We start from the raw sequence: 13794 nt of genomic DNA, 5'->3' as shown, positions 1-13794 counted from the left end.
GGATTAATGTGATGGGTATCAAATAATTTGAGCAAATTAAGGCGCTGAATCGTTCACAATACCCTGATAGATTCACTTCATCGGCAGAGCGTGATATGTTTCACATTATTTTCCGTTAGAAAGGTATATGGCTCACTGTCAGCAGTGGATACGGATGACGAAGACTGAATAACAGAGACTGAATGACATGGGACGGCCACCGCTCTATCACGGCGCAGGAGGATATGTATCATGAACGCCCTTCCCGATAAGGTCGATTTGTCGCCCCATCTGGCGCGTCGTTATCTGGAACCCGGTCCCATCGTATTGGTCTCCTCCCGCCGCAAGGGACGGAATAATATCATGACGCTGGGCTGGCATACGGTGATGGAATTTACCCCCTCGCTGGTGGGCTGCGTGATCTCATCCGCCAACCACAGCTTCGCCATGATCCGCGACAGCGGCGAATGCGTGATAAACCTCCCCACCACCGCGTTAACCGATACCGTGGTCGGCATCGGCAACAGCTCCGGCGCCGATATCGACAAATTCAGCCATTTTGGTTTGACGGCCGTTGCCGCGCAATGCGTTGATTCGCCGCTTATCGGCGAATGCCATGCCAATTTTGAATGTCGCCTCCATGACGAAACGCTGGTTGAACAGTATAATTTTTTTATCTTTGAAATCGTCAAGGCCCATGTGGCGACGCGGCCGAAACATCCCGAGACCCTGCATTATACCGGCGACGGCGTATTTATGGTGTCGGGCAAGATCGTCAGTCGGCGGCATCTCTTCCGGCCGGAAATGCTGTAAGATACGGGCTTTGGCGACGCCCGGCGCCGTTAAGGACAGATTATGGAACATACAGTGGAGTCGGCCGCGCGTTCTCCGTTACCCGGCCCGGCCATCGAGGCGGTGCGCGCGGAACCTTTGCGGCTCACCGAGGCCATGACCGTGAGCCAGGGGTTCCAGGCCATTGTCATCAACTGCCTGCTGCAAATCCAGGCCAATGCCGAAGGCGTCCGGCATCAAGATGCGGAATGCGTCCATCAGATGCGGGTGGGGCTGCGCCGGTTGCGATCGGCCTTTAGCTTGTTCAAAGAGCCGCTGTCTCCCGGCGATGCCTTGCAGGCGGACCTGCTATGGCTAACCGGCGTACTGGGGGCGGCCAGGGACTGGGATATTCTGGCCGGCACGGTTGTGGCGCCCGCGGCCATTGCGGCGCCGGAACCGGCGGCCCTTGAGGAAATCGGCGTCGCGGCCCGTTTGCGGGCAAGGCTTTATTACCATGCCGCCGCCGACGCGGTAGGTTCGCCGCGCTATGAACGCCTGACCACCGCCTTACGGCTGTGGATACAACATCGCCGCTGGCGGGAAAATGTCACGCCGCGCCAGCGCGCCCGCCTGAAAACCCCCATCCCCCCCTTTGCCGACGCCATGCTGGCCGAGCGTCGGCAGCGCCTGCAACATCAAGCCGCCGTCCAGACCGACGCGACCGCTCATCAACGCCACCGGATGCGCATCGCCGCCAAAAAACTGCGTTACACCACGGAATTTTTCGGTTGTCTCTACCGTCGTAAACCCTTGTCCGCCTATCTCGCCGCCCTACGGGAAATGCAGGAGACGCTGGGTTGGCTAAACGACGCCGCCACCACCGACCGGCTGCTGGGCGAATTGCGCGACCAGAATCCCGGCCTGGCGGAAAGTATCGGTTTTGTGCGCGGCTATTTGGCGGCCCAGGCGGCGCAGGCGAAAATGACCCTGCCCGTCCAATGGCAAAATCTGCAGACACTGGCGTTGCCCGCCCGCCGCTGAGGGTTCGCGTTGCGCAAGGACGTTTGACTCTGCCGCGGCAAGGGGTAAAGTGGCAGGCATCATTCGCCGCTTTTGAGGACGTTATGCCGCCTTCACCGCCCACCTTGAACGCCGGCGAAAACCCGGTATCGTTACCCGGGGAACCCCTGCTGCGTCGGTTCGCCCAATTCAGTGAACGCCTGCCCTCTGTGCCGGCCCTGCTGCATATCGGCGACCAAACCGGCTGGCTTATTACCGCCGCGGACGGAAAGGCGCCGTCATCGTATCCGTTTGACGGATACGGGGTTATCGCCGCGCGCTTTTTCCACCATCGCCCGCCCGCCGAAAACGAAATGGAAAACGCCATCATGGCGGTGGAAGAGCGGATAATGCCCTTAAGCCGGCATATTCCCCACGGGGCCGTTCTCTGCACAACCGATTCGGCGTTGTATCGCATAGGGCTATTGGCGGGCTTGCCTGACCGGCCGGAGATGATGCTCACGCTGGAGGCGGCGGAGAGAACTTTCGATCGGTTGGCGGCGGTCATCCGCGGCCGGCCCGCCGCCTGGGAGGGATTACCCGGCGACAAAGATTTCGCCGCCACGTTGCTGATCCTGCGTGAACTGATGCACCATCTGCAATTTTCGTTTTTAACGGTTTATCCCGACGTGCCGGAAAATGAGGCGTTGCTCCGTTAACGGGGCACGCCACGACCGGCTGAATAAACGGCGCGGTTGGGTCCATCTTCCGGCGCGTAAGGCATGGCGCAAGCGCACGGCACTTGATAAAATCATGAGGTTATTTTTTTGCAACATCCGCCAAACGGCAGTAATCACGAACAGCAAACCGCCATCACCACCACCGAAGGCGCGGTACGGGTCGCGGCCGGCGCCGGCACGGGTAAAACCCGCACCCTGACCGACCGCTATTGCTATTTGGTTTCAACCCTTGGGATAGCGCCTAAAAACATTCTCTGCGTCACATTCACCAACCGGGCGGCCAATGAAATGAAACGCCGTGTGCGCAAGGCATTGGGCGATCAGGATTTGGGTTATATCTGTACCTTCCATGCCTTTTGTGTGCAATTGCTCAAAGAAGACATTCACGTCTTGCATTTTCCCCGGGATTTTACCTTGCTGGATATGGAGGATCTCAAACAGATCCTGCAAAGAATTTTCAGCGATATGGGTCTGACTCTGCGGGACACGACCATCAAGCGTACTCTGGATGAGGTATTGGAAGCGCGGAAACTGCACGCCAGTACCTATATCGATGATATCTATCAGTTGGATAACGAACAATTGAAAACCCGGTTTACCGAGGCCGGCGATCGGGACGAAGAAATTTTTCTGCGCTATTTGTATGAACAAAAAAAATGCTTCGGGGTGGATTTCAACGATCTCATTAACTTCGCCACCTGGATCCTGGAACACTTTCCCGATATTCGCCGGAAATGGCAGGACCGGATGCAATATGTCATGGTGGACGAATTTCAGGATGTGAGTAAAAGACAGTATAAGCTGGCGCAACTGTTGGCGGGGAAGCACGGCAATTTATTTATCGTTGGCGATCCGGATCAGACCATCTATTCCTGGCGCGGTTCGCACCTGCGGTTGTTTCTCGATTTTCCCAAGGCGTATCCCGCGGCCGTCACCGTCGCGCTGACCGCCAATTACCGTTCCACGCCGGCCATCCTGGCGGCGGCCAATACGCTTATTGAAAAAAACACCGTGCGTTTTCCCAAAGCGTTGCATGCCGTCAAAACCGATGGGCCGAAACCCCGTTATTTTCATGCCAAAAACGATAAAGAAGAAGCGGACTGGATTGTGGCGCAAATCCACAGCCTGCTGGCCGACGGCATACCGGCCGGCGATATCGGCGTGCTTTATCGCGCGCATTATCTGACCCGCATGCTGGAAGAACGGTTTGTAGCGAACAAACTGCCGTATAAGATTTTCGGCGGCAGCGCATTTTATGAACGACGGGAAATCAAAGATATCCTTTGCTATTTGCGTATGGTGACCGTCGGGGATGATTTGGCCTTCCTGCGCACCGTCAACGTCCCGCCGCGCAAAATCGGCAAAAAGAAGCTCGAGGCGCTGCGGTCGTATGCGGAACAACATCAGACCAGCCTGTTCCAGGCGCTGCAGGACAATATCAACGCGCCGCTGCTTAAAGGCACCGGCGCGGCACATTATCTGGCGGCCATCCTGCATGGGCGGGAGCATCGCCGCTCGCAGGCGCTGGATACCGTTCTCCAGACATTATTGGACCGCAGCGGCTATGAGGCTTATTTACGGCTACAGGGGGATCAGGAGCGGCTGGATAACGTCGCGGAGCTTAAGCGCGCGGTACAAAGGGCCGCGGAGGATGACGACGCGGCGTTGGAGGATTTTCTGGCGCAGGTGGCCTTATTCAGCCATCTCGACGACGAGGAAAAACCCGATACCGTCAAACTCATGACCATCCATAGCGCCAAAGGCATGGAATACCCCTGTGTCTTTCTCTGTGGTTTAAACGAAGGCGTGTTTCCCAGTCGCAGGGTGAGCTCCCAGGAGGAAATGGAAGAAGAGCGGCGCCTGGCCTATGTGGCCATGACCCGCGCCATGGACCGGTTATACCTGAGCGATGCGGAAGGCGTCGCCAATGACGGCCTGGTGAAATACCCATCGCGTTTCATCTTCGATGCCGGCGAGGAGAATATCGATTTCGCGGCGCCGCTGGACGATGGTCTAAAAACCCTGTGGCGGCGCGCCTTCGCCTCCGATCAGCAACGGCTGCATTCCCTGACGGCCCGTTATGCCGTCGGCGAACGGGTTGCCCACCCCGTATTCGGCGCCGGTACGGTAATGGCCGTGCAGCAAAAGGACCGTTACTACACGATCAAGTTCGATGCGCTGCCCACCGAGCGCAATATCCAATTCGCCGCGCTGGCGGGTTAGCCCGCCGGCGCGTGTTAAGGGGCCGGATTGTGCGATACGCCCGCCGGGGGGCCGTCATCCGGGATGATGGCGACAAGCGTAGCCTCGGGTATGCGTATTTTCCTATTTGCCCGGGGCGCGGGACAAGCCTGTAAAGTTTCGGCGGCGACAGTCGATAAGCTGATTCAGTACGCTGTTTCCTCTCACGCCAGGTCCCGAGCATGCGCAGTAATCTCCCTGTTACCCAGAATGAATATATCCTGCCCGATGATGCCACGTTGATGTCGCTCACCGATCCGCAAAGCCATATCACTTACGCCAACGCGGCATTTATACAGGCCAGCGGCTATAGCGCGGAGGAAATGCTGGGGCAGCCGCATAATATCGTCCGGCATCCCGATATGCCCGCCGAGGCCTTTGCCGATTTGTGGAAAACCATTCAATCCGGCCGTTCGTGGACGGCGCTGGTGAAAAACCGCCGCAAAAACGGCGATCATTACTGGGTGCGGGCCAATGTGACGCCCGTGGTACGTAATGGTCATCTGACGGGGTATCTGTCGGTGCGCACCAAGCCAACCCGCGATGATGTCGCGAAAGCCGAACGGTTTTATCGCGACGTTAAGGCGGGCAACGCCCGCGGCGTGGTTTTCCATCAAGGACTGGTGGTGCGGCGCGGTTTGGCCCGCTGGATGTCATGGCGGCAAATCATGCCGGTGCGCTGGCGGATCCGCTGCGGTATGGCGGCGGTCGTTCTGCTCAGTCTGTTATGCGCTTATATCGTCGGCGTGCCCGACAAAAGCATGGCGTTGATTGCCGCGCCTGTTGTGATGACCACGCTCTTGGCCACGCTCTGGACCGAAGCCATGGTGTCGCGACCGTTGGAGCGGGTATTGCGCCAAGCGCTCGATGTGGCCGCCGGCCGGTTCGACAGCGGCGTTTCGCTAAATCGGGTGGACGAAATCGGCATGATCTTGCGCTCGCTGAACCAGTCCGGATTGAACCTGCGCTCCCTGACCGATGATGTCAGCGAACAGATCGCCGGGTTGCACCGCGCCGGCGACGAAATCGCCAGAGGCAATGGCGATCTCAGTTCGCGCAGCGAGGACGCGGCGTCCAGTCTGACGCAAACGGCCGCCTCCATGGAGCAGATGACGGCCACGGTTAAAAATAACGCCGATACCGCCCATAATGCCAGCCAACAGGCCAAATCCGCCAGCGAGGCCGCCCGCTTGGGGGGCGAAGTGGTGGGACAGGTGGTGACCACCATGGCGGATATCGCCGGGTCCAGCAAAAAAATCAGCGAAATTATCAGTGTTATAGACAGTATCGCCTTTCAAACCAACATTCTGGCGTTGAATGCCGCCGTAGAGGCGGCCCGGGCCGGCGAATCGGGACGGGGGTTCGCGGTGGTGGCCGGCGAGGTGCGCTCGCTGGCGCAGCGTTGCGCCAATGCGGCCAAGGAGATCAAAACGCTTATCGACGACAGTGTGGAGAAAGTCACCACGGGTAGCGATCTGGTCAATAACGCCGGCAACGTGATGAACGACATTGTGGCGCAAGTCACCCGGGTTCATGAAATGATCGATGAAATCAGTCTGTCGACCGCGGAACAATCGGTGGGCATTGATCAGGTGAATATCGCCGTGGCCCGGTTAGACGAAGCCATGCAGCAAAATGCGCTATTGGTGGGCGAAACGGCCTCGGTCACGGACGGTCTACGGGAACGAACCCGGCGACTTATCAACGCGGTGATGGTATTCAACCATCACCGTATCGAACCTCAGGAAACACTGAACGCATCGTTGGAACGCCGTCCATCGGCTTGACGGCAAGGGATTAGCGTATAAACGCAGGCGTTATTTCATGCTATCGACAATGGTTTGTACATTATGCTTGAATGCCGAAATATACGTGGACGCCGGACCCTCGGCCGTGGATAACGCTTCCGGGTATAACTCCCCGCCCGGTTTCGCGCCGCTGGCGGCGGCAATCTGTTTGACCAGCCTGGGATCGGTTTGGTTTTCCATAAAATACGTTTTGATGTGTTCTTTTTTAATTTGCTTAATCAGGCCGGACACATCGCTGGCACTGGCTTCCGATTCCGTGGAATAGCCCACCGGCGCCATGAATTCCACGCCATATTCCGCCCCGAAATAACCGAAGGCATCATGACTGGTGATGACCTTACGCTTGTCTTGCGGGATGGCGGCAAATTGCGCTTTGGCCCATTTGTCAAGCTTTTCCAATTGCTGGATATACGCGCCGCCTTGCTTGCGGAAATAATCGGCATCAGCGGGATCAACGGCAATCAAGGCGTTCATCACGTTACGGGCGTAAATGGCGCCATTCTTCGCGCTATTCCAGGCATGGGGATCGGTAATGGTTTTCCCGTCTTCTTCCATATGCAACGTCGCCACGCCATCCGAGGCCACCACCGGCTTACCCTTATAGCCCGAGGCGCTGATCAGGCGATTCATCCAGCCTTCCAATCCCAGGCCGCTGACGAATACCACATCGGCCCGATTCAGCGCCTGGCTGTCTTTGGGCGCCGGCTCGAAGCTGTGCGGGTCGCCATTGGGTCCCACCAGGCTGGTGACGTTGACATGCTCGCCGCCCACTTCCCTGACGATATCCGCCAGCACGGTAAAACTGGCCACCGCATTGACCGTTTCGGCCATGGCCGCGGGACTGGCCAGGGCAATGCCTATCGCCAGTGATAACGCTAAACGTTTCATTCGCTCTCCTCGTTGATTGCCACTTTCCGCCGCCGCAGCATCTGCGCGCATCCGCCGCGCGGGCCCAACACTATCGATAGAAAAAAGATCACGCTGGCCGACAGCACAATGGCCGGTCCCGCCGGCAGCGATGCGTAAAACGACCACATCAGGCCAATCCAGGAACTGAGCAATCCGATGACCGCGGCGATAAGCAGCGTCGCGGGCAGGTGGGCCGACCAACAACGCGCCGCCACGGCGGGCAGCATCATCAGACCCACCGACATCAGGGTGCCGAGGATCTGGAAACCCGCCACCAGGTTCAACACCAGCAAGCCGAGAAAGGCGCCATGGATGAGCTTGGGGTAACCGCGGGCGTTCACCCGCAAAAAGGCCGTATCGAACGCCTCGATGACCAAGGCGCGATACAGTAGCGCCAGACAAAGAAAAGTAAAGGTGGCGATAAGGCCGACAAAGCGAATGGCCGCGATATCCACCGCCAGAATCGAACCGAACAGCAGGTGCAGCAAATCGACGCTGGAGCCCCGCAACGACACCAGCGTGACGCCGAGCGCCAGGGAACCCAGGTAAAAACCGGCGAAGGTGGCGTCCTCTTTTAACGGCGTCAATGTGCTTACCCAGCCGGAAAGCAGCGCGACCAGAAGACCGGCGATGAATCCGCCCACCCCCATCGCCAGGAGCGACATGCCGGAGATCAGGTAGCCTATCGCCACGCCGGGGAGAATGGCATGGGACAAGGCGTCTCCCACCAGGCTCATGCGGCGCAGCAGCAAAAATACCCCCAGCGGCGCGGTACTGAGCGACAAGGCGCAACAGGCCGCCAGCGCCCGACGCATAAAGCCGAAGTTTTGGAAAGGGTCGAGAAAAAAATGCATTATCATCAGACGGCCCGGATATAAGCAGTGGAGTGGAAACGGGATTCCGTCCGGCCCCGCCAACGGGACAGAACATCGGCGGAATTGCCCCATACGGGGCATTCCGGCGATAAAAGCAGCGTTTCCGGAAAATGCCGCGCCACTTGCTGATGATCGTGCAATACCACCAAAACGGTGCGGCCGTCGCGATGCAGTTGTTCAATCACCGCCAGCAGTAAATCGCAGGTCTGGATATCAATCCCGGTGAAAGGTTCGTCCAGCAGCACCAGCGGCGCCTCCTGCACCAGCAGACGGGCAAAAAGCATGCGCTGAAACTGGCCGCCGGACAGCGCTTCAATGGAGCGGTTCGCCAGACTGCTTAGTCCCACGCGCTCCAAAGCCCGCAGAACGCGGCGTTGATCCCGCGGCCCGATACGGCGCAATAGCCCGGTGCGCGGCCAGCAGCCCATAGCGACCACTTCGATGACATTAACCGGAAACTGCCGGTCCATTTCCGCTTGTTGCGGCAAATAGGCTATCCGGGGGCGCCGTCCGTCGGCGAACAGGACCCGGCCGGCCACCGGCGGCAGCAAGCCGGCGATGGTCTTAAGCAGGGTGGATTTCCCTGTGCCATTGGCGCCGATAATGGCGGTCAGACTACCGCTTTGGAAAGTGCCGCTGACCGGGAGACCCACGCGCAGGCCGCGGTAGCCCATGACGAGATTATCAAGGGTAATCATGGCAGCAGCGAGGCCCAATGTATTACGCCCCACAGCGCCAGCAGGACCATGCCGGCGCCCAGCAACCGCATACCGCCGGAGGCCGTGAGTAAGTGTGGACATTCCCGCGGAAAGCGGGGAAAAGAGGTCGGTTTCATTATTTGAAGGGATGCGTTGTTAATGATACAATATAACATAACATCCCACCTCGAATTTGCCAAGCCTTTCACGCCGGTTTGGTCATCAGCGCTAACGTAACGTTACATTTTAAATGGTTTTATGAGTTAGCGTGTTAGTGTACAAGTTTGCCCACTGATTGTAATCTCTCCCCGGGCCGAACCAGGGCCGGAATTGATCGATGCGCGCCAATGGCCGTCTTCGATATGACATTTATTTTTCGTATACGTCAGGTCTCGAATCTCCATGTTAAGGATTAACTCTGTTTGCCGGGGATGTTGCGCGCTATCCCTGCTATTGTCGGGTCTCGCCAGTACTTTTTCTTCCGTGGCCGCGCCGCTCGCGCCGCCGACGGTGCAATCCCGCGCCGCACTGGTTGTTGATGAAAATACCGGTAGGGTGCTATTGGCGAAAAACGCCCGCCAGGCCTATCCCATCGCCTCGCTGAGCAAACTGATGACAGCCATTGTGGTAATGGAAAACAAACCTCGGCTTGATCAGAAAATCGAGGTACGGTCGGATGATCGCGATTTACTGAAAAGAACACATTCCCGGCTGACGGTGGGTTCGGTCTTGAGCCGCCGTGATATGCTGCATATTGCTCTGATGTCTTCGGAAAACCGGGCCGCTTCGGCATTGAGCCGGGCCTATCCCGGCGGACGGCCCGCCTTTGTCAAACGGATGAACCTCAAGGCGCGACAGCTGGGCATGCATCATACGCACTTTAACGACCCCACCGGCCTAACGCCCCGCAATATTTCTTCCGCCGTGGATTTATTGCAGATGTTCAATTATGCCTATCGCTTCCCGCTTATCAGGCAATTTTCCACCGACAAAACCTATACAGTCTTTCCCGGCGAGGGGCAGCTGGTCTATCGCAGCTCCGATGGCCTGATTAATAACCCCACCTGGCATATTGAATTGCAGAAAACCGGCTTTACCGACGAAGCCGGTCATTGCCTGCTCATCCGGACCACCAGCGGCCGCCATACCTATGACATCGTGATCCTGGGCGGTAACGGCAGCTATACCCACTATACCGACGCCATTCATATCAAGAACTGGCTGACGCATCTGGCCTGAACAGGCGCCGCGCGGGGGCGGTCCCGATGGCGGCCTCCCCCGGCCTTGATGATCAATCCGCCACTTTGCGGTACAGCGGCTCGCGCATTTCCTGGGTGACTTTGGCGTCGATGCTTCTTTCGGCGATAGGCCGCAAAAGCAACCGCTTTAGGCCGATGGGCTCGTCAGTTTCGATACAATAGCCATAGTTGCCGTTTTTGATGCGGTTTAACGCGGCGTCGTATTTCGGCAGCAAACGACTTGCCCGGTCGATTTGCCGGAACAGGAAGCGCAGTTCCTCTTCACGCATGGCTTTATCCACCTCGTCCCCGATAGCGTCGTCGCTTTTGGTGATTTCGGACTTCAGGGACTCCAGGTGTTCAACCAGGTCCTGGCGCTCGGCAATCAGCCGCCGCTGGAAGAAATCAAGCTGGGCCGCATTCATATAGTCCTGTTCGCTCATCGCCAGCAGGGCTTCTTCATCATGGATGATTTTTGTCATGATTCTCCGTCCTTAATCACTTCATTTTCCGACCGCCCGGCTTTCCCGGCACGGCCGCAGTGACCGGCAATCCTTACTCCCCCTACGGCAACCGACCTCCGGCCTTTGGTATCCGCCTTTCTTTACCATATGGGGGCGGCGATGCCGATTTTCAAGGGCCGGGCGCGGACCGGCGGCGGCGCCAAAGCGTCGGGGCTTTGGCGGGTCGATGCGGCTCCGCTCCCGCCGCGAGCTGGTACACTATAACATAACAATTATTTTTGCCACCGGGGGATGAACCTATCGTGCGAAGCGTGGGTCGAAAACAAACGTTGTCCGACCGCCCATAGGATGTGTTGAATAAATAAACTGTGACAGGAGTCTGACTTTTTTGAGGAATAATCCTAGAAATCGAAAAAAATATTCTGCAAGCGGCAAATGTTGGTTATGCTGGCGAACATTCCCGTCGCGAGAGACCACCCGTGAAGCATAAAATGCTACTTTTCATGGCTGCGCTGATTTTGGCAGGTTGCGCCAGGCAGCCCCCCGAGCGAACGATTAGCCTGGTAACCAGCGCGCCGCCGCAAGTGCCGCCCGCTCCGGCGCCAAAAGGCCGATATGGCGATTATATTCATACGTCCGCCAGTATTTACGGTATAGACGAAAACCTGGTCAAAGCCATTATCAAGGTGGAATCAGGCTACAATCCCGATGCGGTCAGCCGGTCCAATGCCATCGGCCTGATGCAACTGAAGGCGGCCACCGCCGGCCGCGACGCCTATCGGCTTAAGGGTCGGTACGGTCAACCGAGCACGTTTGAACTGAAAGACCCGGCCACCAACATTGATTTGGGTACCGCCTATCTCGGTATCCTCAAACGCCAGTTGTCCGGCATCAAAAACCCGCAAACCCTGCGTTATGCTCTGACGGTCGCCTATGTCAATGGCGCCGGCGCGTTGCTGCGTTCGTTCTCCCGGGATCGGGACCGCGCCATCGCCATGATAAACACCCTGACCCCGGCGCAATTCTATCGGCATGTGCAAACCCGGCACCCGGCGCCGCAAGCGCCGCGTTATCTCTGGAAGGTGAATACCGCTTATCTGGCGATGGTCGGCGGCGAAAATTCGGTGGCGTCATCGGCCGACAATGGGCTTATCGCATCCACCCAGCGCTAGGGAACACGCGGTCGGGTAACGTTGCCTCGGCGCCGGGCGGCACGGCAAGTGGCTCGCGGCGTCAATCCATGTCCGGCGCAGAGAGCCGGCTCACTTTACCGAGCACGGCTTTTCAGATTTGCGGTAAAGAGGAACCTCCTCGCCGATAATGTATTTTTTCCGCAGAACGGAAGAGACTTTATCCATTACCATAACCACGGCCACCAGGATAAGGGTAATGAACATCACCACGTCCCAATTCCACAGGCGCATGTTTTCCGCATACACCAACCCCACGCCGCCGGCCCCGACAAACCCCAGCACCGCCGCAGAGCGGGTATTGGATTCGATTTGATACAGGGTAAGCGCCAGGAATATTGGAAAAGATTGGGTGAATATGCCAAAACGGTGCTTTTGCAAGCTATTGGCGCCGAGGGACGTTAAACCGCGGCTGGGGGATTTTTCCACGGCCTCGTGCCCTTCCGCATACAGCTTGCCCAGCAAGCCCAGATCTTGCATGAAAATCGCCAGTACGCCGGCCAGCGGTCCCATGCCCATCGCCCGCACGAACACCATACCCCAAATGGCCATGTCGACGCCGCGAAAAATATCCAGCAGGCGCCGCACCACCAGCGCGGCCGGTTGCAATGGCGCGGCGGCCATCACATTGCGGGCGGCCAGGAACGAGACCGGCAACGCCACCAGCGAGGCGCTCAAGGTACCGACCCATACAATGGCCAGCGTGATAAACACCTGATTCAGGTAGTAACGGAAGGGCCAGTTGGCGAAATCATGCCAGACGAACATCCGCAGAAAATAATGGCCGAGCTGGCGGCAACCCGCCGCCAGGTGCGGCCAGGAGACACCGTAGCGCGAAAAGAAATACCCGTAATACAGCAACACGGCCAGCGCGATCAGCGCCAGTTTCAAGAGGTCGGTTTTTTGCCGGGAAAAAATATGCCGATGTTGCCGCTTGAGTTCGTGTACCGATTGCGGCGTGGGTATTGCCGTTATCATCCCCGCTCTCCTTCCACTACCCATTTACGTAATTTACCGGACAGGTAATCCAGCAGCGACACCACCGACACAATCAGCAGCAGCGTCATACTGACCTGATCGTAATGATCAAGCTTAATGTTTACCATCAATTCCTGGCCGATACCGCCGGCGCCCACCAAACCCAGAATGGTGGATAATCGGAAATTCACTTCCAGGCGCATAAAGCTGTATGACAGAAAAACCGGTTTGACCTGAGGCCACAAACCAAAGCGAATACAAGCCACAGGACCCGCGCCGCAAGCGGCCAACCCGCGCACCGGTTTTTCCGAGGCGCTTTCCACCGCCTCATAAAATAACTTGGTCAGGCTGCCGATGGTGTGCAGGGCCAGCGTCAGGAAACCGGGGAATGCGCCGATGCCGAACGCCATGACAAACATCACCGCCCAAGCCAGCTCGGGCATGGTGCGCAAAAACGCCGTCAGCATGCGAATCACGAAGCGCAAATAGGGCGGAGTATAGGTATTGCCGGCCGCCAGGAACGACAATACGGCGGCGGCGGCCACCGACAGAATGGTTGAGGCCAGCGCCAGGTGAAGGGTATCCCAGATAAGGGAAAGCTGAATGGGCAGCCGATAGCCCCAATAAGCCAGAGAACCGGCGGTGTGGCGGTTATCGAACAGTTGCCGCCAATGGAGTATCGGCAAGGTCTGGCCCAGATAATCGAAAAAGTGCGGGGCGGCGTCCCACACCGTGCGCAGATTGAATTCGGCGATATTGCCGGCGCCAATGTACAGCAGCGCCAGCACGAGCGACCAGAGAACGGTATCGCGTTTCTGGCGGCGCCGTATCCGCTGGTAATAATGATCGAAATCGGTATTCAACATGCTTCACCAAAAGTGACCGGCCCGATAATACCGGG

Annotated in this window: 14 protein-coding genes; 7 read left to right on the top strand and 7 right to left on the bottom strand. The window is 57.7% G+C overall.

The window, feature by feature from the left end; all coding sequences use genetic code 11:
• Positions 1 to 231: 231 nt before the first annotated feature.
• The 5 genes from FCN80_RS04840 (at position 232) to FCN80_RS27215 (ending at position 6520) form a co-directional block, all read left to right on the top strand.
• Positions 232 to 792, top strand: a complete 561-nt coding sequence (locus FCN80_RS04840) for a flavin reductase family protein (RefSeq protein ID WP_136988770.1) — start codon at positions 232 to 234, stop codon at positions 790 to 792.
• Positions 793 to 834: 42 nt separating this feature from the next.
• Positions 835 to 1794, top strand: coding sequence for a CHAD domain-containing protein (locus FCN80_RS04835; RefSeq protein ID WP_136988769.1), 960 nt, complete (start codon positions 835 to 837; stop codon positions 1792 to 1794).
• Between the two features lie 83 nt (positions 1795 to 1877).
• Entirely contained in the window at positions 1878 to 2471 is a 594-nt protein-coding gene (locus FCN80_RS04830; protein WP_136988768.1) for a hypothetical protein, read from the top strand.
• A 108-nt stretch (positions 2472 to 2579) separates the two neighbouring features.
• Positions 2580 to 4715, top strand: coding sequence for an ATP-dependent helicase (locus tag FCN80_RS04825; RefSeq protein ID WP_136988767.1), 2136 nt, complete (start codon positions 2580 to 2582; stop codon positions 4713 to 4715).
• A gap of 200 nt (positions 4716 to 4915) precedes the next feature.
• Positions 4916 to 6520, top strand: a complete 1605-nt coding sequence (locus FCN80_RS27215; RefSeq protein WP_136988766.1) for a methyl-accepting chemotaxis protein — start codon at positions 4916 to 4918, stop codon at positions 6518 to 6520.
• 30 nt (positions 6521 to 6550) lie between these two features.
• On the opposite strand, the gene FCN80_RS04815 is transcribed toward FCN80_RS27215, so the two are convergent.
• Genes FCN80_RS04815 through FCN80_RS26385 form a run of 4 tightly spaced genes read right to left on the bottom strand, consistent with a single transcriptional unit; the run spans position 6551 to position 9160 of the window.
• Positions 6551 to 7429 (bottom strand): metal ABC transporter substrate-binding protein, encoded by an 879-nt coding sequence (locus FCN80_RS04815; protein WP_136988765.1) that lies wholly within the window; start codon positions 7427 to 7429, stop codon positions 6551 to 6553.
• Complete coding sequence (locus FCN80_RS04810; protein WP_170975325.1) at positions 7426 to 8313, bottom strand: metal ABC transporter permease; 888 nt, start codon at positions 8311 to 8313, stop codon at positions 7426 to 7428. The genes FCN80_RS04815 and FCN80_RS04810 overlap by 4 nt, the downstream gene beginning before the upstream one ends.
• Complete coding sequence (gene aztA / locus FCN80_RS04805) at positions 8310 to 9041, bottom strand: zinc ABC transporter ATP-binding protein AztA (protein WP_230492483.1); 732 nt, start codon at positions 9039 to 9041, stop codon at positions 8310 to 8312. The genes FCN80_RS04810 and aztA overlap by 4 nt, the downstream gene beginning before the upstream one ends.
• On the bottom strand, positions 9020 to 9160 hold the full coding sequence (locus tag FCN80_RS26385) for a hypothetical protein (protein ID WP_170975313.1): 141 nt from the start codon (positions 9158 to 9160) through the stop codon (positions 9020 to 9022). The genes aztA and FCN80_RS26385 overlap by 22 nt, the downstream gene beginning before the upstream one ends.
• Positions 9161 to 9425: 265 nt before the next feature.
• Here FCN80_RS26385 and FCN80_RS04800 point away from each other — a divergent pair, with 265 nt between their 5' ends.
• Positions 9426 to 10262: a serine hydrolase gene (locus tag FCN80_RS04800; RefSeq protein ID WP_136988763.1), complete on the top strand. Its 837-nt coding sequence runs from the start codon at positions 9426 to 9428 to the stop codon at positions 10260 to 10262.
• Positions 10263 to 10314: 52 nt separating this feature from the next.
• Here the strand turns inward: FCN80_RS04800 and FCN80_RS04795 are convergent, their stop codons facing one another.
• A complete protein-coding gene (locus FCN80_RS04795) occupies positions 10315 to 10743 on the bottom strand; it encodes a TraR/DksA family transcriptional regulator (RefSeq protein WP_136988762.1) in 429 nt (142 codons plus the stop codon).
• A 473-nt stretch (positions 10744 to 11216) separates the two neighbouring features.
• Between FCN80_RS04795 and FCN80_RS04790 the strand changes: the two genes are divergently transcribed.
• Positions 11217 to 11897 (top strand): transglycosylase SLT domain-containing protein, encoded by a 681-nt coding sequence (locus tag FCN80_RS04790; RefSeq protein ID WP_170975318.1) that lies wholly within the window; start codon positions 11217 to 11219, stop codon positions 11895 to 11897.
• 90 nt (positions 11898 to 11987) lie between these two features.
• On the opposite strand, the gene phnE (FCN80_RS04785) is transcribed toward FCN80_RS04790, so the two are convergent.
• A complete protein-coding gene (gene phnE / locus FCN80_RS04785) occupies positions 11988 to 12893 on the bottom strand; it encodes a phosphonate ABC transporter, permease protein PhnE (RefSeq protein WP_136988760.1) in 906 nt (301 codons plus the stop codon).
• Entirely contained in the window at positions 12890 to 13759 is an 870-nt protein-coding gene (gene phnE / locus FCN80_RS04780) for a phosphonate ABC transporter, permease protein PhnE (RefSeq protein ID WP_230492482.1), read from the bottom strand. The genes phnE (FCN80_RS04785) and phnE (FCN80_RS04780) overlap by 4 nt, the downstream gene beginning before the upstream one ends.
• Between the last annotated feature and the right edge of the window lie 35 nt (positions 13760 to 13794).

Origin of the sequence: Martelella alba (assembly GCF_005217455.1) — a bacterium.
GTDB lineage: Bacteria > Pseudomonadota > Gammaproteobacteria > Enterobacterales > Enterobacteriaceae > Acerihabitans.
Note: the sequence above shows the minus strand (reverse complement) of the source record. Positions and strands in the feature narration are given on the sequence as shown.

Bases quoted from the DNA above. Each gene is read 5' to 3' on its own strand.
- FCN80_RS04840 (WP_136988770.1), top strand. From the start codon at position 232: ATGAACGCCCTTCCCGATAAGGTCGATTTGTCGCCCCATCTGGCGCGT.
- FCN80_RS04835 (WP_136988769.1), top strand. From the start codon at position 835: ATGGAACATACAGTGGAGTCGGCCGCGCGTTCTCCGTTACCCGGCCCG.
- FCN80_RS04830 (WP_136988768.1), top strand. From the start codon at position 1,878: ATGCCGCCTTCACCGCCCACCTTGAACGCCGGCGAAAACCCGGTATCG.
- FCN80_RS27215 (WP_136988766.1), top strand. From the start codon at position 4,916: ATGCGCAGTAATCTCCCTGTTACCCAGAATGAATATATCCTGCCCGAT.
- FCN80_RS04815 (WP_136988765.1), bottom strand. From the start codon at position 7,429: ATGAAACGTTTAGCGTTATCACTGGCGATAGGCATTGCCCTGGCCAGT.
- FCN80_RS26385 (WP_170975313.1), bottom strand. From the start codon at position 9,160: ATGAAACCGACCTCTTTTCCCCGCTTTCCGCGGGAATGTCCACACTTA.
- FCN80_RS04800 (WP_136988763.1), top strand. From the start codon at position 9,426: ATGTTAAGGATTAACTCTGTTTGCCGGGGATGTTGCGCGCTATCCCTG.
- FCN80_RS04795 (WP_136988762.1), bottom strand. From the start codon at position 10,743: ATGACAAAAATCATCCATGATGAAGAAGCCCTGCTGGCGATGAGCGAA.
- FCN80_RS04790 (WP_170975318.1), top strand. From the start codon at position 11,217: ATGCTACTTTTCATGGCTGCGCTGATTTTGGCAGGTTGCGCCAGGCAG.
- phnE (WP_136988760.1), bottom strand. From the start codon at position 12,893: ATGATAACGGCAATACCCACGCCGCAATCGGTACACGAACTCAAGCGG.
- phnE (WP_230492482.1), bottom strand. From the start codon at position 13,759: ATGTTGAATACCGATTTCGATCATTATTACCAGCGGATACGGCGCCGC.